An 18,285-nucleotide genomic window follows, 5' to 3' on the forward strand; every position below is an offset into this window, starting at 1 on the left:
CTATATATAAAAAAGCATCTGCCGCAGGAAAATTGCTTCCCCGACAGATGCTTTTTTATGCTTTTACTCCGCCCGCTTTTATGGCTCTTCCTTTATTTCCGCCGCCCGCAGCTCCATATGCTCCTCCGTTCTGCCAACGCCTTCCTTTTTCTGCTTCATTCTCCGGAAATAAGAACTCATCTCGTCCGCCATTCCCGACAGACGGTTTAACAGGGTGGAAAAGTCTTTGAGCATCTCGTCGTCCTGGAAATAAGGATAGACGATGTCATGATCCACCTCGCTCCATCCCTCCTCAAACAGGGTCCTGGCCTGGATCTCCACATAATATCCCTTGTATTTCACGATGTAATGGAGAGAGCGGTAAATTCCGTCCGATTTAATGTCAATGAGATCCTCGTCATAGATACGGCTGTCTCCGGTTCTTCTGTATACCTTCGGACGCTCGGCAATATAATAATGATTCACATTCCCGTCAAAATCCGCCTCCCGGTCCCTGACATACTGCTCCGGGTCGTTCTCAAACACAGATGTAATATATTCGTGAAAATGTCTCCAGTCCTCCCGGTACAGGAAAAACACCCGGATGCCGATCAGATCCGTTACATATTTCCAGTAATTGGTGCGGTCAATACGTGCAAATTTCTCCGGCAGCTCATTCCGTTTCCTGATAATCTTCTCGACCAGATGCCCCGGTTCCTTCGTCCTGTAGCGGTAAGAATGGATCCCGGCTTTCTCAATGTCATAGAGATACTCATCCACAAAATCTTTTCCTATCCCCCGCAGTTTCTGCTCGATGTTCCCGTAGTGATCGTGGATTGCCTGGAGTTCTTCCCAGTCAATGCCCGCCGACTCATAGTCGCCGTAATCCATGTTGTACTTCTTAAGAAATTCTTTTATGTCCAGCATTCGATCTCTATACCTCTCCGGCACCAACGGAATTCAGGAATCTGGCAAAAGCCGCCCTGCCCTCCTCCGTGCATTTATAGACTCCGGCATCTTCCAGTACTCTCTCGAATACGAGTCCCACCTCGTCTTTCAGGATTTCATCCACATTATCCTTTGTAATCTTTTCATATTTGGGAAGGAACGCCTCCACCCAGTCGGCATGCTTTTCAAGTTCCTCGCTGCCCCTTATATCTTTACCTGCAGTAATGTACTCTCCCAGTTTTGCCAGCTCGTCTTTCAGTCTGGACGGGAGCACCGCCAGGCCCATCACTTCAATTAAGCCGATATTTTCTTTCTTGATATGGTGAAGTTCCTGATGGGGATGATAAAGTCCCAGAGGAAACTCCTCCGTTGTTATATTATTCCTCAGTACCAGATCCAGCTCAAACATTTCGCCGTTCTTTCTGGCGATCGGAGTGATCGTGTTGTGCGGTTCCCCATCCGTCTCGGCAAAGACAAATGCAGCCTCATCCGTATAGTTTCTCCAGGCCGTGAGGACTTTATCCCCCAGCTCAATCAGGCGCTCCGGATCTTTGGCGCGTGTGCGCAGCACCGACATCGGCCAGTATACAATACCGGCCTCCACATCCTCAAACCCCTGGAAGGTAAAATACTTTTCAATCGGCGCTTTCGCCATGGCAAAAGTATAATGGCCTCCCTGGAAATGATCATGGCTTAAAATGGAACCGCCGACAATCGGCAGATCCGCGTTGGAACCCAGAAAATAATGAGGAAACATTTTGACAAAATCAAAGAGCTTAATAAAGGTCGCCTTCTCGATTTTCATCGGTATATGCTGTCCGTTAAATACGATGCAATGCTCATTATAATAAACATAGGGCGAATACTGGAAGCCCCACCGGCTGTCGTTTACCGTGATCGGAATCGTGCGGTGGTTATTCCTGGCCGGATGGTTTACGCGCCCCGCATACCCCTCATTTTCTCGGCAGAGCAGGCATTTGGGATAACCGCCCTGTTTTGCAAGCTTGGCGGCGGCAATTGCCTTCGGATCCTTCTCCGGTTTTGAGAGGTTTACCGTAATGTCCAGTTCACCATATTTTGTCTCCGTTACCCATTTCATATCTTTACAGACGCGGTATCTTCTGATGTAATCGGAATCCTGGCTTAACTTATAGTAATATTCCGTAGCGGCCTGAGGCGACTGATGGTTATAAAGGCCAAAGAATTTCCGCACAACCTCCGACGGCCTCGGCATCAGGCAGTTCATCAGCCTTGTATCGAATAAATCCCTGTAAACCACACTGTCTTCCGGCAGTACTCCGGACTCATGGGCAAAATCCATCAGCTCTTTCAGCGTTTCTTCCAGATTCACTTCCCCGGACTCCGTCTCCGGCTCTTCATACTCGTCCAGCTTCAGTACATCCAGGATCTGATTCGTCGCATAAATCCGGTCTTCTTCCTCAATCAGTCCTGTCGTAAGACCATATTTAACCAGTTTTTTAATTGCTTCGTATACCATACCACGCCTCCTTATATTTTGATGCGCTTCGCGCAATCTGCTTCATTGATTGTCTTTTGGGCGGTGCCGCCTGCGGTCAGAACCTGCGTTATGCCCGGTTTATTAGTATAGCACATTCACAGGTACGATTCCAGACGTTTTGTCACAATTCCGCCGAGCAGCCCTATCACTGCCCCTGCCACGGTTCCGGCCGCCAAAAGGAAGGGAAGATAGTAAAATACAGCGGTGTTTTCCACGACGGCCGCGGCCACCAGAATCTGTCCCACATTGTGCCCCACGCCACCGATAATGCTGACCCCCACCTGACCAAATAAATCCCTCTTCCTGCAGAAAATCATCATGGCGAGGCTGAGCGCCCCCCCTGCAAGACTGTACATCATCATGGCCATATTACCGTATGCAAAACCGGTCAGCAGGACGATCCGGCAGAGTGCAATGGCAATCGTTCCCCCTGTTCCTATCATATAAAGGGATACGATGCTGACAAGATTGGCAAGCCCCAGCTTGACGCCGGGAACGCCGAGACTGATCGGAATCAGGGTTTCCACATAGCCGAGCAGCATGGCAAGCGAGAGCAGGATTCCATAGAGCGCCACTTTTACCGCTTTACGGTCTCCTCTGCGTGTTTCTTTTCTATATTTCATAGAGGGTGTCCTCTTTCTGTTTGATACTTGAAAATGGGATGTCGGGTCGACGGGTTTCCGGGAAGTGCAAGTTTTGTTATTATTTTATCGGAATATGGGTGGTTTGTAAAGAGGGTGGGATTTAATTGGAAACGGGAGCTTTGGACGGGGAGAAGGTTGGTTACTGTCCACAGACAGTATTCTGCGAGGTGTTTTTTGCCGGTTCATCCCTTGACTTTGATTTTCCTCTTTGCTAAGATTGGTATGTTTCAAAGTAACTGCTATGAAGGTACTGAACAGTTATGTTTCAAATCACAAATACTTTCACAAAGGAATCCCTATATGATGGAAAAAAAACAATTTCAGATCTTTTTATCCGCGCTGGGTGTGCTTTTTCTGGTCTTTGGCGCTGTTTTAACACTCCGGCCCAGGCAGACGGAGCCGATTACCCGTTCGGACTTTCTTCTCAATACGTTTGTCACGGTTACCCTGTATGACAGCGATGATGAGGAGATATTGGAACAGTGTATGGCGCTGTGCCGAGAGTATGAAAACCGGCTCAGCAAAACGATAACGACCAGTGAAGTTTACCGGCTGAATCACCGTGCTCCCGGAGAAGATACATTTACACTCACAAAGGATACGGCGGCCCTGATCCGCGAAGGGCTCCAGTACAGCCGGATTTCGGACGGCGCTTTTGATATCACGATTGAACCGCTGAGTTCGCTGTGGAATTTCACGGATGGCAAAAATATTATTCCTCCGGCAGAGGAAATTCAGGCTGCGGCGGAACGCGTGGACTGGAAGAATATAAGCCTGGAGGGCGATGTGCTCACTTTTCACTCGGCAGACACTACAATCGATCTCGGTTCTATTGCGAAAGGGTTTATCGCTGACCGCTTGAAGGAATATCTGATAAGCCGGAATGTGAAAAGCGCAATTATTAATCTCGGAGGCAATGTGCTCTGCGTCGGTGAAAAACCGGACGGCGAGCCGTTTAAAATCGGGCTGCAGAAGCCGTTTGAAGGGCGCAATGAAATTATCGCAAACCTGAGCATTAACGGCCTCTCCGTCGTCTCCTCCGGGGTCTATGAACGCCATTTTATTGTGGATGGAAAAAATTATCACCACCTGTTAAATCCCTCCACCGGCTATCCCTATGACAACGGCCTGATTGCCGTCACAATCGTCTCACCGCGCTCGGTGGACGGCGACGCTTTAAGCACCACCTGTTTTTCACTGGGGCTTGAAAAAGGGCTTGAGCTTGTCAATTCAATGGATGGCATTTACGCTTATTTTATAACGGATGATTATGAAATTCACTATTCGGACGGAGCGGAGCTGCTTGTTCTTCCTCTCCCCGATGCCGGTTGACGGAAAAAGGAGGCTCATTATGAAAGATAACGGTTTAAAAGACAGCCGTTTAAACAATGACAGCAGAAAAAAGAAAAATGAAATCTTTCTCGTCTGCGGCCTCCTCGCCGCCGCCGTAATTTTCTTCGCAGGATACCGTTTCCTGAACAGAGGGGATGCGTCGGTGGTTGTGGTCAGCGTAAACGGGAAAACGGTCCGTGAATTCCCACTCGGCCAGGATGCCGATTTCCTGATTGAAGGCGTTGACGGCGGAACAAACCATATGATTATTAAAAATGGCGCCGTTTCCATCTTCGAGGCCTCCTGCCCTGATAAAATCTGTGTGCAGGAAGGGGAGAAAAGGCAGAAAGGCGAGGCGATTACCTGTCTTCCGAATAAAGTGATTGTTACAATAAAATAGGGATTTGGTTGAGGAAGGAGAACGCCGCCGGGACGGTCGGGGGGCGGGATGGTGAGGGGGAGGTTGTGAGTCTTCAGTCCCGGTTTGCAGGTTGTCGCGGGTGGGGAATACGGGCAGAAAAAGTTCCTCCGGGAAACGCTTGCGCTCTTCGGAGTACATAACGGAACTAACCTCAAAAATACCTCGGTAAGTGCCGATGAACTCCCAGGTTCCCTCCGGAATCTTTTTCTCCCGGATTCCCCACGGGAAGGGTATGGCCCGGGACTGAAGACGCGAAGGTTTTCGCCATCCCGAACCCCGGTCTGCGGCCGCTGAATTGTTCTTATTCCTTCAAAGGGGGAGGTATTGTCGCTGCCACTACATTTCCTCGAATTTCGGGAGAATCCCTCTGTATGGTATTCAATTGATGAATCAAAGCTTTAGCGCCTGACTTATCCTTGAATAACCATTGAATTTTTTGATTCATCATTTAATATAGCTTTGGATTTTTCTCTGAATCCAGCCCGAAATACTTTCATAAGGTAAAAGATTCACGACTACATAGTGGCCGCGACAATACCTTTCCCACACTTGACGAAAGAGACAATCAGCCCCTGAAGCCGGCGGACGGGGCGACCACCTTCCCTGAGTCTTCAGTCCCGTCAACAACCTGCCTGGGGAAGGAGGAGAAAAACTTTCCGGAGGGAGACCTTGAAGCCCGCCGGTGCTTAGCGAGGTCCTTTCGAGCCTAGCATCCGCTGTGCGCTTCACAAGCGGGAGCGTGTCCCCGCAGGAAAGTCTTTCTCCGGATTCCCCCTTACCACAACCTATAAACCGGGACTGAAGACTCATATACACCCTCCCACTCCCCCGTCCGCCGTCTTACAGAGGCGTCCTCACATCTCAATTAAATAGTTATTTTTTCTACAATCTGCCGAAATTTTTTTCCAATTTCCCAATCTCCCGATACCGCCTGAAAACAAAGTAAAAACCACATTTTCTTTCCAATCTGAAACCATACTCCCGATTTTCTTTTATTCGTTCAATTCCCTTTTTCTCCCCTCTGTCTCTGTAAAAGATTAACAAAATCTTTATTTGCTATTCTCCCCATTACCCCTTACAATGTAAACATCATTCACCATTCTGAGAAAGAAAAATATAAATATATAGGAGGGGATCTCACATGAGTGAAGTTAAGGTGAAATTTAATACGTTAGAGGATATCAGGCAATATCTGCGGGCAGTCGACGGGTTTAGCGGTGATTTGGATCTGCAGTTCGGAAGCCAGATTGTGGACGGAAAATCCCTGCTTGGAATTTTAAGTCTCGGGATCGGAAAACTGTTAGACCTGAAGCTGTATTACGGAAATCATGATGAACTGATAGAGAAGCTCGGTTTTTGCCGTTGTCAGTAGGAAGAGGAGGCCGGAAAGCAGTGAGAAACGCCCATGACAGACGTTCCATTGCATTTACTCGTTCGGAAAAGGAAGAAAAACAGGCAGTATGATTGCAGATTCACTCCGCACCCATGCCGCCTGTTTTTTGTTGCTGTTTCCTATTTTATTCTCTCCGTCACTTCGGCCATTCTGGAAAGATCGCCGATGAGGATCGCGCCTTTTAGCTGACCGTTTGCGTAGTAATATTTTTCATACTGTTTCCTGGCCTCGTCTTTTTTCTCCTCGGTCCGGTATGACAGCGCTTCGTTTTTTCCCGTATCTCCAATCGCGTACAGGGCGGTATTCATTCCGTGGAAGGAAAGTCCCATGGACGGCGGCTCATATTCGACCGCCTCTCCCGCCGCATTGGCTCCCGCCACCTTGCCCTGAGCCGACGCCTCGCCCCACAGCGCATAATTCATGCCCTGATACTGGGCACAGTCTCCGCATGCGTAGACATCCTTCACATTAGTTTCCATTTTCTCATTGACGACAACGGCTCTCTGCGCGGCAATGCCGGACTGCTTCGCCAGCTCCGTGTTAGGACTGATTCCGGCCGAAATTATGACAAGATCGGCAGGGAGCTTCTCCCCGTTTGAGAGCCTCACGCCCTTTCCCTTTGCCAGGATTTCCTCGGCCTGGACCCCGGTGAAAATCCGGATTTTTTCCCTGGCCGCAATCTCTTTTATCATGTCGGACGCCCCCTGATCCAGCTGCCGCATCATGAGTCCCGGCGCCGCTTCCGCCACGGCTACTTCCCGTCCGGATTTCCTGAACTCCCAGGCCGCTTCCAGGCCCAGAACGCCTCCGCCAATGACACATACGTTCCTGGTTTCGGGCAGAAGGCTGATAATCTTCCTGACGTCGTCCAGACGGCGGACAGCTACCACATGCTCCTGTCCGGCGCCCTTAATCGGGGGAATAAAGCACTCGGCCCCAAGCGCGTAAATCAGCTTTGTATAAACCATTTTTGTGCCGTCCTCCAGCACAATCTGCTTAATCTCCGTATCGATGGACGCCACGTGCCTGCCAAGGACACGGATAATATTGTTTTTTTCATACCACTCGTTTTCTTTGACGGCAATCTGTTCCGGCTGCAGCCCGGCCAGCATGGATTTTGTCAGCATGGGGCGGTTGTAGGTGTCATAAGGTTCATCGGATACCATGACAACCGAAGCCGTTTTATCCCTCTTTCGTATCTCCTCGGCGGCCGAAAGTCCCGCCGTTCCGTTTCCGATAATTACGTAGAAGTCCTCCGTGTCGTGATGATAATCGGTTTCTTCCGTATCAACCTCCACAAAGTATTCACGTCCCACTCCGCAGACAGGACAGGTATCAAGCGAAGAATCGAAAATCTCACCGCAGACCAGGCATTTTACGAGTTTCCTCGGTCCTTTTCCCGCATTTTCCGCCTGTTTTCCTTCCGTTTTTTCTTTTCCCTGCACAAGGCAGCCAAACTGATAACCATATTCGTAGGCGTCCATTAACGCCACCTCGTCCGGTTTAAACTTCACCCTGAAACCGTCATCCGGCACCTTCATCTTGAGCTGTTTCAGGCGTCCTATAATGTGGGGAACGCCCTCTCCGCTCCAACCGTAGCTGCCGAACGCGGAAGCATATTTTCCCCCGTGGGTGGCCGGAAAAATGGAGGTGGTCAAGTCCCATATGGGTTTCAGCGCCTCTCCCACAATCGTTGGAGTCCCGAAGAGAATTCCGTCGGCAAATTCCAGTTCTCCCACCACCCTGGCAGCGTCGGCCGTCACCATATCGTAGAGCCTCACCTCCACCGGGCCGCTGCCGCGGATTCCGTCGGCGATTTTTTCGGCCAGCTCCTCCGTATAGCCGTAGGCGCTGACATAGGGAATAATCACGGTTTTCCTGCTGTTCGGATTGGTGACGGTACACCAGTCCTCGTACATTTCAAACACTTCCTCAATCTTTGTGTCAAGCACCGGGCCATGTCCCGTACAAATCATGACCGGATCAAGCTCCTTCACTCTCCGGAGCGCCTTCATCATAAATCCCTTAAAAGGGCCTATGATGCAGTCAAAATAATATCTGGCCGCTTTTTTATAATTCTCCTCGTCCTTTACCTCACTTCTCAGCACACCCTCCACACCGTAATGGGCGCCAAATGAGTCACAGGTGACAAGAATCTTGTCCTCCTCTATCCAGGTATACATCGTATCCGGCCAGTGGAGGTTGGGAACCGTCATAAACCGGAGCGTCTTATCTCCGATTTTCATTGTCTCATTGTCCTTGACCTGGATGCTGTAAAAATCCCGGTTTACGATATTTTTAAGGAAATTCAGCGCACAGCTGGTTGCAATCACCTTCAGATTGGGATTGATATCCAGAAGAAGTTCCACACTGCCCGCATGATCCGGCTCCGTGTGGTCAACCACCAGATAATCGATTTTATCGATATCCGTAATTTTCTTAAGCTCCGTCAGGTACTCGTCGAAAAATTTAGCCTTTGCCGTCTCAAAAAGAACCGTCTTGTCCCCCGTTTTAAGTACATAGGAATTGTAGGTGGTGCCAAATTCCGTATACATAATGATATCAAATACCCGCAGGCCTTCGTCTATAATTCCCGTCCAGTAAAAATCTTCCTTCAGTCTTATGCTCTGCATACAATGCCTCCTTTTGCCAAACTATATGAAAGAATTCCGTTTAAAGAATCCTCCGCCTGCGGCGGATCGCTTTCCGCGACATAATGTCTCTGATATAGTATGGCAAAAGCGGTTAAATCCTATGTATTGCTTTTTGAACTGTTCCAACAAAATCATTTAAAAATGATTCTACCCGGGCATCCACACAGACCTTTACCGTCTTTTCCCGGCATTTCAGCCGGCTCAAATCCCCGGTTGTCCTGCCCCTTGACTCTCCATCCGTCTCCACGGTCAGGTTTGTCTCAAAGAACTCAATCAGCTCCGGATGAATCGCCGCGGCAACCGCCAGAGGATCGTGGATCGCACCTTCCCGTTTTCCCTCTTTCCCTACCTCGTGGGAACAGTAATAATGGACCATCTCTGCGAACTTATCTCCCGCTTTTGTCCCGGCCTCCCGCCACGGGCGGATCCATTCTTCCATCGCCTCCGCGCTCATCATCGTCTTAAGTGTCACATCCAGGCCGATCATCAGGATATGGACTCCGCTTTCCAGGACATATTTCGCCGCTTCGGGATCGGCCAGGATGTTGGCCTCGGCGTAGCGGTTCACATTGCCTGGAACGGTAACCGCGCCGCCCATGACGCAGATACAGCCGACGCCAGCCGCTTTTTCCGGATACCGCTCGATAAAACGGGCCAGGTTCGTCATGGCCGCCGTCGCCACGATGACAAGTTCCTTGCCATACTTCTCCGCCATGGTTGCCATAAAAGTAACAGCATCTTCTTTTTCTGCATTTTTTGTAGGTTCCGGCAGTTCGACGTCCCCGATCCCATTTAAACCGTGGACTCTTTTGCACACCTCGGCCGGGATAAAATCTTTTCCGGCAAATGTGGTGTTTTCTCCCGCATAGACCGGTATATCCCCGGCTCCGAGGACGTGCAGGATCTGAAGCGTATTCCTGACCGCCGTCTCCACCCTGACGTTGCCGAAACAGCAGGTAATTCCCTTAAGCTCTGCTTCCTCCGCGCCCACGGCATAGGCAATTGCGAGCGCATCGTCAATTCCGGTATCCACATCAAGTATCATTTTCATAGATTTAGTCTCCTTCTGTCTAGTCTCTTTCTGTCCCGTCTTTTTCTTTACCGTCTCTAAAATCCTCTGTTCTTTAAATCGCTTACCAGGCCGACAAAGAACTCTCTCACATCAAAATCACTGATATTTTCCCTGTTCAGATCAATCATATCCCCGTGTGAGATGCCTCTGCGTCCCTTTGTTGTGAGAAGCGTATACCGTTCTCCCCACTGGAATGAGCTCTCAGCCACAAGCCCGTCGTTGGGGCCGTCAAAATGTTTCACAAGCTCATGGGAGAAGTTCAGAGGAAAACGGCCGCCGGAAGCAACGTTTAACTTGGATCCCGTACTCTGGTAATATACGCCCGGTTTATCCAGGGCAATCCCGTTAAAACGGCTGCAGGCGGAGGCCGTGAGATCGCCTACCGCAGCCAGGAAATCGGGATTCTGATCTCCCAGCTTTTTCAGAGCTGTGTTGTAACTGGCCGCTACTTTTTCCTTCACCTGCACCGGAATTTTTCCCAGAAGGTAATCGGCAAAGATGCATCCCCTGTGCGGCGTATTTACCGTTGTGAGCGATGCCACATACTGATCCATCCCCAGCAGGCTGATCGCATACCGGCTGTCCAGCCCGCCCTTCGAATGGGCTATGATATTGACCTTCCCGCAGCCGGTCTCCCTGACGGTCTGCAGGATGCGTTTTGCAAGTTCTTCCCCGCAGTCCGCAACCGAGGCCGCCGACTGGTGGTTGCCGTAATAAATCACAGCTCCGTTCTGCTTAAGCTCATTTGGTATCCTGCCCCAATAGTTAAAGTATTTGGAATCCCGGAAAAAAACACCGTGGACCATCAGGATGGGATATCTGGTCCTGCAAATCTGCTCCTGCTCTCTTTCTCGGTTTCTCAGTATCTTACCGCTTTCAAATTTCACTTCCTCCGAAGCCGTTCTGATGATTTTCCACAGGGCAATCAGGTTGGCAACCGGAATCCATCCGCAGATAATGCCTGTCACCCGCCATTTGATTCCAATCTGGGCCGATGCAGCGTAGACCCTGATAATTCCGTTCCAGAACACAGCCGCCTCCACAAGCACGACGCAGAGAAGATTTCCAAACCACGGCGCCGCATTACCGGGAAATGAAGACGGTATCAGTGACAGGAGATACACAGCCGACGCAGCCGCGGAGATGAGAAACAGGATCAAAAGCTCACAGCCGCCCGCACACACGGCAAGCCGCCGTTTCGGCAGTTTCCTGCCTTCCGGCAGCGGAAGGATATTGACCAGCACAAAGCACGGAAGCACCAGAAAAAGCCACCGGGGCCTCCTGTAAAGCAGCCCTAGCGCCGGTAGATTGGCCGTCACAAACAGGATGACAGCGTAAAATATACGGATGGTGTATTTTATGATTAATTTCATTTTCCCGCCTCTTTCCAGTGAACAGGGATGCCGGAATACACCGGCATAACATCTGCCCTCTGATTATTATAGCTTACCTCGTTCTTCAAAACAAGACGGCGGTTTCGATGTACGGAAAAAGGGATTTTCCAACTGTCCGCCGGAAAGTCCCTTTTTCTGTAATCATTGATTTATTTTCCTTATTTACCCTGATGGAAGCTATAGTAGACTCCCCCGTTCTTTACCCCGCCCCGGAAACGGATCAGTTCGCTGACGGTCACAAACTGGTAGCCCTGCTCGGACAGGGCCGGGATAATCCGTACCGCCGCGTCTCCCGACGCCTTATAAAGTTCGTGCATCAGGATAATATCTCCGTCCTTCACTTTACCGAGCACCGCCTCCACCGACTTGTCGGCATTCTTTGTTTTCCAGTCCAGTGTATCGATATTCCACAGAATGATCGGGTAATGGACATTGCCTAAAACCGTGCTGTTTTTGCTTCCTCCCGGCAGGCGCACCAGCCTGGGGCTCTCCCCCGTTATGGCCGCAATGGCCTGATTGCAAAGCTCCACCTGGCTGACAATTTCATCCGCACTCAGCTTGTTCAGATATTTATGATCATATGTATGATTGGCAATTTCATGGCCGTTGCCATGCATTCTCTTGATTTCCGTCTTGTTATCCGCCACACGGTTTCCCACAACAAAGAAGGTGGCGCGGCCGTTATATTGTTCCATACTGTCCATAATGCGGTTTCCTACCGGCGCATACGGCCCGTCGTCGAAGGTCAGCGCAATCATTGGTTTGGACGGATCAAGATATCTTCCTCCGCTTAAAACAAGGCCCGCTTCTTCGGCCCCCTTCTCTGTTTCCGCCATCAGGGACTCCGCGGCCCGGGATTCCAGTTCCGCCTGGCTCTGCTGCGTCTGTGCCTGAGGATCCTGCGTTTCTGCGGGCGCAGAGGATTGTGCCTGGCTTTCCGGCTGCTTACCTGCGGCCTCTTCCTGTATCGTGTGAACGGCCGCCTGTGTCTCCTGGTTCGCTGTCTGCCCTTCCTGAGGTGTCTGCCCTTCCTGGCTCATCTGTCTCTCACTGGGAATTCTGTTTTCTGTCCCGGAATTTCCAGAGGCAGAGGGAGCTCCTGCATATGCAGCCGTAGCCGCCGCAATCATGCATCCAAGGACCAGCATTGCCAGCGCCATCTTTTTAATCTTTCTTCTCTTCCGCCTCATCATAACAACTCCTTTTCTTCTGTACTGAGTATTAGACGGAAAAAGGTCGGAAAAAGTTTCATCCATTTCCCTGAAACTGAAATTTCTGTGGAGTTTGATAGTTACTGTTCACAGGTAATGTCCCGCGAGGCGTTTTCGCGCGTATCTTGCGTGAAAATCCCGAGTTACACGGCGCGACGCAACAAAAAGTGCGCGATGCGGACTTTTCATTACAAGCAACGGCACTTTTTGCCGTTTCTGTGCATCGCGAAGCGTGTTATTGTTCACAGCGCAATGCGGTGTGAACAGTAACGTTTGATATCGAAAACTTTAAATGAAAGATGACCCCCCTGTTTAAAAACACAATAAAATTTGTTAAAATGAAAGTGAACCATTCAAACAGCGCTCCCCGGAAAACCAATCTCATTGCACACAACTTTCAGAGAGCCGTGTTGGATGGTACTGATTTCAGCTCTTCGCTCCTGATAGCGGCAAGTTATCCAAACCGTACCATATTGCACAAGAAATCTCATTTTCAAAATGATACAATAACAGGCATATCATAAAGCCATTATTTTCCGGACGAAAATGATACGATTGAAAAAGGAGCGTAAAAGTCAATGAATGAATCTGCCGTCAAACTGGAAGAACAAATTATCAACCTGTTTTCGAATACACAAACCGAGGTTCACGATGGATGGATTTTGAAAAAATTTGCAGACCGCCTGCTGGTTCTTCCACTTTATAATAATTCTCCCGACTGCGTCGAGGAGCGTATACGGGCCTGTGAGCAGATCGGCCGAAAAAGAGAAACCGACTGTGTCTTCCGCGTTGTCGAAAATACAAATTTTTATCTGAACTCACGGCTTGAGAGCCGGCACTATATGATGCAGAACTGTTCCATCATTGGTGAGCTGACGCTGACGGACGAGGTCGCCGCAAAACTGCAGGCGCAAAACGGGGACGGACGTTCCCTCTCCATGGACTTTATTTCTGCGGATCAGGACGACGGATTGTCTGCCGAGAATTCCGTATTACTGGAAAACATGATGGAAATCAAGGAAGGTACCTGCCTCCATACAGCTTGTAATACAGCCAAAGAAACAGGCGGTGAAACAAACGGACAGAAAAGCAGGAAGTGTGGAATTATGGGAATAAAACGGGCAGAACTCCTTTTCCTTTTCAACGGGATGCCCCTATGCCGCCCGAATCTATCGGATGTTCTGCAATTTGCCTTGCAAAAAGGAATTACGAAAGTGCTGGTCAATCTTCCCGGCCAGAAACTCCTGCCGGAACTATATGAGCAGTTTGGCTTCCAAAGAGCCTATGCTTACCACTGCTATGAGAAAAAAGATACTGTTTACAGTTAGTATTCCGCCAGCGGCCTTCTACCGTTTTCATGCATCGCGAATCACGATATAAAAAACGGCGGGGCGATTATCATGCCGGGAGTTACCATTGGAGATAATGTCGTAATCGGTGCAGGGAGCGTCGTGACAAGAGACATCCCCTCCGATAAGATAGCCTGCGGAAATCCCTGCCGTGTCATCCGTGATAACAATTAGCCGTCGAAGGGATCCCCTTTGCTCCGGCGGGCATTTCTGTGGCGGGCATTCCTGCGATGGGTATTTCTGTGGCCGACATCCCTGCAATGGCCGGAGCCGGCTCCCGGGAAATTGCGAAGCTTTCCTTTGCATCATAAAAGGCGTGCTTTTCAGCACGCCTAAGAGTAACGTTTCACCATAACATCTTCACCGTGAATATCTTTTTCTCCGTTGAAACGGAAGCCAAACTCTTTATACATTCCGGCTGCAACGTCATTTCCCTCTGTCACGCTCAGATAGATGTCCTTACCGGGATATCGGATCGAGAAAAACTTCAGAATATCGGCCATAGCCGCCCTTCCGTAACCATTTCCCTGGCACTCTGCATCAATCAGCAGACGGTCCAGCCACAGACGTCCGTGGGGAAAGTATTCCCACCAGAAATAGCCGTACATGGCAAATCCCACCATCTGTTCCTCCGAGCAGATGCCGACCGGTTTCCACACCGGATTCCGTCCGGCCTCTGAAAGGCACTGGGAAACAGTCTCTACAAAGGTTTCCTGACCTGCTGCAACCCTGAGTTTTAAAGCTTCTTTCCGGTTGCGGCGGGTAATGGGTTCTAAATGTAAATCCAAAATAACAACTCCTAAATTCATTATTTATTATTTTAAAACAAAAGATACCTCAGACCGATCAGCAAAGTAATGTGGACCGGATAAAACAGGTAAAAGAAATACTTTATACGCAGTTTTCCCCTCTCCCCATTGTAACAGGCGATCGGTATCAGGGAAAACGCAGCCGTTCCGAACAGGGGCAGGGATTCCAGGGCGGCAAGGACACCGGTTGTAATAAACCGCTTGGAACGCCGGTTTCTCAGAAGATACAGCGACGCAATGATTAATATTCCAAAATAGCTGTAATCACTCTTAAGCAGAAACGCGGCCGCACAGGCAGCAGCAACCGCGGCGATTTGCATTCCCTGTCTTCCTTCATACTTTCTGAGAAAGCACATCATGACCACACCGATAAACAGTGTAAAATACACGTTCTGTGATCCCAAGTAAAACGGACTGCCGAAAAATGCGGTGTCGAAGGGAATTTCTGAGATAAATGCAAACAGGAGCAGATTTCTTGCGTATTTTTTCTCATCCCGTGTGTGAAGAAATCCCTCCACCAAAAGGAAACAGAATATGGGGAATGCAATCCTGCCTATCATCCGGAGCGCCAGATCAAACAGATACCAGCGCATGCCCTCTTCCGTCTCTATAACTATCATCATACGATCGATATCGTAAGAGCAGAGAATCCCATATTCGATGAGAGCCGCTCCGATATGGTCGATCAGCATTGTAAAAATCGCTATGAATTTCAGTGCGTTGCCGGTGAGGCACGCGGGGAAAAGGGGTCGTTTTTCTGTCATGTGTTATGTCTTGCTTTCTTATTAATTTTTTAGTTAACAGGAATCCAGCCTTTATCAATCGTTTCTGATTTTACTTTATCCCAGGTTTTCTCCTGAATCCTAAGGCCATTTCCAGTTGGATCTTTGTACCATTTTTGATGTTCATTATCATAAATATAATAAGCAACCCACCTGTTACCGGTGTTATCCGGACGTTTTCCTATGTATGTAAATATACTCTCTTGACCTACATTCTCAATACCACCTTTACCAACAAGATCAATATATGGCTGAATATAAAAGCTCTGGCCACTTGGTATACCAAACAATTTTTCATCCGCCTTCGGCCATTGTCCATTATATATATTATTTAAAAGATACTCTCTTATTTTGTCATTAGAAACACTCTTAATTCCCTGATTTTTTTCAAGCACTCCTGCTTTCTTTAATAATTCGACTATCTGATCCGTTGAATATATGTTTCTGTCAATAAATTTTCGCATCTCTTCATAAACACTATCTCCAATAGCCACCTTTGGATCCGTGCTAGCTCCCTCCACATTGCCATGTACTCTGCAGTTGACAACAAAAGAGTCTTTATTCCCCTTCGGGTAAAGTATTTTATACTCCCCTTTTGATGGACATTCCATGCCGCGTTTCACCATCATTTCCAGCACTTCCTCGGGTGTAATATCCGGATTATCAATCATTGCCACCTGATACTCCTTAATCATTACATCCACATTATTCAGACATGCCGCCTTCCTGGACTTCTCAATATATTTCATAAACTGAGGCGCCAAAAGCCCCGTCAGTATAATAAGAATTGCAATCGCAATAATCAGTTCAATCAGGCTGAATCCCCTGTCTGTTTTCTTCTTCATCCTCTGTACCTCCGGCCATACCCTTATCTACCTTATCTTATCATGTTCCGCCACAATATTCAAATCGAATATTATCGTTCATGCGTAACAGGCGGGTAAGAGTCCGCACCGCGTCCTCTTACCCGCCTGAAAAATCTAATCGTTATTCCACCCGAAACGTATAATCGGTATTATAAGTCCTCACATACAGAGTATCATCCTTCAAAATCAGATAGTCCGCCATTGACTTCAGCGGAAGTTCGGCAATGACCTGTCCCGTGGCCAAATCCAACTGATAGAGGTTGTCCGGCTCCGCCGTAAACCCGTAGCCGCAGAGAAGAACATCTCCCTTTATCATAAAGTTGTGAGCATTGCTCACCAGAGGCCTGCTCTTCCATAAAAGTTTCCCCTGATTCAAATCCACCGCAGCCACATAGGCGTTATGCGGGGATGTTTCCGCATAGGTGAGATGGCCAATCGAAAGATACAGAATGTCATCCTTTACCTGTGCAAAGCGGATCGTCTGCCTTACAAAGGACGCATCGCTCTCCTTAAAATCATTCGCGAACTGGTAATCTGAAAAATTCAGGATATAGCTTTCGCCGCTCTCCTTTTTTGTCACCCGGATCAGGTATGGCTCTCCCCCTTCTCCCGTAAGAATCTCACAGGTGTAATTTCCCGTGTCCTCCACATCCGTAGTGAGATTGTTCTTCTCAAACCACTCTTCGGTATCCGTGATCTGGTTGGCCTCTTCCGTCAGTTTTACAAGCCTCAGGGGCGATGCCGCCGGTTCCGACGCCTCTAAGCTGTAGTAATCCCAGGACGGATTTTCCATATGTATCTCACCGGACAGCACCGGCGCTGTTTCCTGGCTCTCAGCAGCAGTCTTTTGCATTGCTGTTTCCAGCGTCTCCGTACTCACCTCATTATTATCTCCGGTACGGTTCGCCTTTTCTTCGATGCTGCCATTTTCCGGCGCTTCCGTGCCGCTCTCTACCGCTACGACTGCCGTCCCGGTGCCCGATGCCTCCTGATGGCTGCCGCAGCCCGCCATCAGAAGTCCTAATATCACAAGCGCCGCACTTCCTGTTCTCCGCCTCATCTTTTTCTCCTCTATTATCTTTTATCTACTGTGTGTCCGAATTGCTGTTTTCCCTTTCTTCATGGAGCATCTCCACCGCCTGCTTCTCAATTTTCTGAATTTCCTCCCTTACGGCAGGATTTTCCTCTATCTCACTTTTAATAAACATCATGAGGAATCCCGAAAACATCAGCGCCGCCGCAATCCAGATTGCCCGATTTCCCCATTTCATGGAAATGACGGCTCCCACCGCCGCTCCAATGGCAAAAATGAGAATAATAAAGTAATAGTGCTGCGCCTTCCGTTTCAGCTCCGGATCCTTTGTAATATGGTATCGTCCCAGCATCTCTGTCGCACTACGCATATTGCCGATGCACATAGTCGTAGCGCATGGAATTCCACGGAATTTACGGAAACTGTTGACCTGCATTGCGCATGCAAAAGAAAGCAGAATGTTGGCCGGTGTGTCCATGCTTTGAGGGAGCAATCCCGCAATCAGCAGCATTACAATCTCGATTAAAAGGACGATCTGCCTCCAGTGCAGCAGCCGGTGCTCCTTATACAGTTCATGAATCCACTCCGTCACATAGACGCCTCCAATAAATGCAAGGAGAGGAAAAAGGTACCGGATCGCGCTCCCCCAGTTTCCCGTTGCCAGGTTTTGTCCCAGCAATACAATATTGCCGGTCTGGGCATTCGCAAAAACCTTTCCTCTGCAGTTATAGGAATATGCATCCTGGAATCCGCCCGCCAGGGTCAGAACCACGCCCAGCGCCAGAGACTCCGACATCTGCCATTTGCTGTTCCTTACATACCCTGCTGTCCGTCCCGCCATCTCGCTCTTCCTTTCGCCCTCCGCCTCTTTTCCAGAAG

General features: G+C 49.1%; 16 protein-coding genes and 1 pseudogene. 5 read left to right on the forward strand and 12 right to left on the reverse strand.

The genetic code is table 11. The annotated features are described in order from the left end of the window. Nucleotides 1–78: 78 nt before the first annotated feature. The 3 genes from V3C10_17385 to V3C10_17395 form a co-directional block, all read right to left on the reverse strand. Complete coding sequence (locus tag V3C10_17385) at nucleotides 79–906, reverse strand: GTP pyrophosphokinase (protein ID WVP61067.1); 828 nt, start codon at nucleotides 904–906, stop codon at nucleotides 79–81. A 7-nt stretch (nucleotides 907–913) separates the two neighbouring features. Then, nucleotides 914–2,425 carry a UDP-glucose--hexose-1-phosphate uridylyltransferase gene (gene galT / locus V3C10_17390; protein WVP61068.1) on the reverse strand — a complete coding sequence of 504 codons (1,512 nt, stop codon included), beginning with the start codon at nucleotides 2,423–2,425 and terminating at the stop codon, nucleotides 914–916. 116 nt (nucleotides 2,426–2,541) lie between these two features. Next, on the reverse strand, nucleotides 2,542–3,069 hold the full coding sequence (locus V3C10_17395) for a Gx transporter family protein (protein ID WVP61069.1): 528 nt from the start codon (nucleotides 3,067–3,069) through the stop codon (nucleotides 2,542–2,544). A gap of 324 nt (nucleotides 3,070–3,393) precedes the next feature. Here V3C10_17395 and V3C10_17400 point away from each other — a divergent pair, with 324 nt between their 5' ends. From V3C10_17400 to V3C10_17410, 3 genes are all read left to right on the forward strand, one after another. Next, a complete protein-coding gene (locus tag V3C10_17400; GenBank protein WVP64650.1) occupies nucleotides 3,394–4,422 on the forward strand; it encodes an FAD:protein FMN transferase in 1,029 nt (342 codons plus the stop codon). Nucleotides 4,423–4,441: 19 nt separating this feature from the next. Beyond that, nucleotides 4,442–4,822: a NusG domain II-containing protein gene (locus tag V3C10_17405; protein WVP61070.1), complete on the forward strand. Its 381-nt coding sequence runs from the start codon at nucleotides 4,442–4,444 to the stop codon at nucleotides 4,820–4,822. A gap of 1,162 nt (nucleotides 4,823–5,984) precedes the next feature. Beyond that, complete coding sequence (locus tag V3C10_17410; protein ID WVP61071.1) at nucleotides 5,985–6,215, forward strand: HPr family phosphocarrier protein; 231 nt, start codon at nucleotides 5,985–5,987, stop codon at nucleotides 6,213–6,215. A gap of 140 nt (nucleotides 6,216–6,355) precedes the next feature. Here the strand turns inward: V3C10_17410 and V3C10_17415 are convergent, their stop codons facing one another. The 4 genes from V3C10_17415 to V3C10_17430 all read right to left on the reverse strand — a co-directional run bounded on the left by V3C10_17415 (nucleotide 6,356) and on the right by V3C10_17430 (nucleotide 12,549). Next, nucleotides 6,356–8,869 (reverse strand): FAD-dependent oxidoreductase, encoded by a 2,514-nt coding sequence (locus V3C10_17415; GenBank protein WVP61072.1) that lies wholly within the window; start codon nucleotides 8,867–8,869, stop codon nucleotides 6,356–6,358. Between the two features lie 112 nt (nucleotides 8,870–8,981). Next, nucleotides 8,982–9,941 carry a nucleoside hydrolase gene (locus tag V3C10_17420; protein WVP61073.1) on the reverse strand — a complete coding sequence of 320 codons (960 nt, stop codon included), beginning with the start codon at nucleotides 9,939–9,941 and terminating at the stop codon, nucleotides 8,982–8,984. A 56-nt stretch (nucleotides 9,942–9,997) separates the two neighbouring features. Further along, nucleotides 9,998–11,335 (reverse strand): triacylglycerol lipase, encoded by a 1,338-nt coding sequence (locus tag V3C10_17425; protein WVP61074.1) that lies wholly within the window; start codon nucleotides 11,333–11,335, stop codon nucleotides 9,998–10,000. Nucleotides 11,336–11,514: 179 nt separating this feature from the next. Further along, entirely contained in the window at nucleotides 11,515–12,549 is a 1,035-nt protein-coding gene (locus V3C10_17430) for a polysaccharide deacetylase family protein (protein ID WVP61075.1), read from the reverse strand. 596 nt (nucleotides 12,550–13,145) lie between these two features. On the opposite strand from V3C10_17430, the gene V3C10_17435 reads away from it, so the two are divergent. Together V3C10_17435 and V3C10_17440 are read left to right on the forward strand one after the other, a co-directional pair. Then, nucleotides 13,146–13,895, forward strand: coding sequence for a hypothetical protein (locus V3C10_17435; GenBank protein ID WVP61076.1), 750 nt, complete (start codon nucleotides 13,146–13,148; stop codon nucleotides 13,893–13,895). A gap of 57 nt (nucleotides 13,896–13,952) precedes the next feature. Beyond that, nucleotides 13,953–14,090, forward strand: a pseudogene (locus V3C10_17440) (DapH/DapD/GlmU-related protein). Between the two features lie 158 nt (nucleotides 14,091–14,248). On the opposite strand, the gene V3C10_17445 reads toward V3C10_17440, so the two are convergent. The 5 genes from V3C10_17445 to V3C10_17465 form a co-directional block, all read right to left on the reverse strand. Beyond that, a complete protein-coding gene (locus tag V3C10_17445) occupies nucleotides 14,249–14,704 on the reverse strand; it encodes a GNAT family N-acetyltransferase (protein ID WVP61077.1) in 456 nt (151 codons plus the stop codon). A gap of 32 nt (nucleotides 14,705–14,736) precedes the next feature. Continuing rightward, nucleotides 14,737–15,489 carry a TraX family protein gene (locus V3C10_17450; GenBank protein WVP61078.1) on the reverse strand — a complete coding sequence of 251 codons (753 nt, stop codon included), beginning with the start codon at nucleotides 15,487–15,489 and terminating at the stop codon, nucleotides 14,737–14,739. Between the two features lie 29 nt (nucleotides 15,490–15,518). Then, nucleotides 15,519–16,352 carry a prepilin-type N-terminal cleavage/methylation domain-containing protein gene (locus V3C10_17455; protein WVP61079.1) on the reverse strand — a complete coding sequence of 278 codons (834 nt, stop codon included), beginning with the start codon at nucleotides 16,350–16,352 and terminating at the stop codon, nucleotides 15,519–15,521. A 142-nt stretch (nucleotides 16,353–16,494) separates the two neighbouring features. Further along, complete coding sequence (locus V3C10_17460; GenBank protein ID WVP61080.1) at nucleotides 16,495–17,433, reverse strand: PQQ-like beta-propeller repeat protein; 939 nt, start codon at nucleotides 17,431–17,433, stop codon at nucleotides 16,495–16,497. 25 nt (nucleotides 17,434–17,458) lie between these two features. Beyond that, nucleotides 17,459–18,247: a YoaK family protein gene (locus V3C10_17465; protein WVP61081.1), complete on the reverse strand. Its 789-nt coding sequence runs from the start codon at nucleotides 18,245–18,247 to the stop codon at nucleotides 17,459–17,461. Nucleotides 18,248–18,285 lie beyond the last annotated feature (38 nt).

Origin of the sequence: [Clostridium] symbiosum (assembly GCA_036419695.1) — a bacterium.
Classification (GTDB): Bacteria; Bacillota; Clostridia; order Lachnospirales; family Lachnospiraceae; genus Otoolea; species Otoolea symbiosa_A.

Coding starts and splice junctions, on each gene's coding strand:
- V3C10_17455 (WVP61079.1), bottom strand. CDS start 16,352: ATGAAGAAGAAAACAGACAGGGGATTCAGCCTGATTGAACTGATTATT.
- V3C10_17420 (WVP61073.1), bottom strand. CDS start 9,941: ATGAAAATGATACTTGATGTGGATACCGGAATTGACGATGCGCTCGCA.
- V3C10_17400 (WVP64650.1), top strand. CDS start 3,394: ATGGAAAAAAAACAATTTCAGATCTTTTTATCCGCGCTGGGTGTGCTT.
- V3C10_17385 (WVP61067.1), bottom strand. CDS start 906: ATGCTGGACATAAAAGAATTTCTTAAGAAGTACAACATGGATTACGGC.
- V3C10_17460 (WVP61080.1), bottom strand. CDS start 17,433: ATGAGGCGGAGAACAGGAAGTGCGGCGCTTGTGATATTAGGACTTCTG.
- V3C10_17425 (WVP61074.1), bottom strand. CDS start 11,335: ATGAAATTAATCATAAAATACACCATCCGTATATTTTACGCTGTCATC.
- V3C10_17465 (WVP61081.1), bottom strand. CDS start 18,247: ATGGCGGGACGGACAGCAGGGTATGTAAGGAACAGCAAATGGCAGATG.
- V3C10_17415 (WVP61072.1), bottom strand. CDS start 8,869: ATGCAGAGCATAAGACTGAAGGAAGATTTTTACTGGACGGGAATTATA.
- V3C10_17435 (WVP61076.1), top strand. CDS start 13,146: ATGAATGAATCTGCCGTCAAACTGGAAGAACAAATTATCAACCTGTTT.
- V3C10_17395 (WVP61069.1), bottom strand. CDS start 3,069: ATGAAATATAGAAAAGAAACACGCAGAGGAGACCGTAAAGCGGTAAAA.
- V3C10_17450 (WVP61078.1), bottom strand. CDS start 15,489: ATGACAGAAAAACGACCCCTTTTCCCCGCGTGCCTCACCGGCAACGCA.
- V3C10_17410 (WVP61071.1), top strand. CDS start 5,985: ATGAGTGAAGTTAAGGTGAAATTTAATACGTTAGAGGATATCAGGCAA.
- V3C10_17430 (WVP61075.1), bottom strand. CDS start 12,549: ATGATGAGGCGGAAGAGAAGAAAGATTAAAAAGATGGCGCTGGCAATG.
- galT (WVP61068.1), bottom strand. CDS start 2,425: ATGGTATACGAAGCAATTAAAAAACTGGTTAAATATGGTCTTACGACA.
- V3C10_17405 (WVP61070.1), top strand. CDS start 4,442: ATGAAAGATAACGGTTTAAAAGACAGCCGTTTAAACAATGACAGCAGA.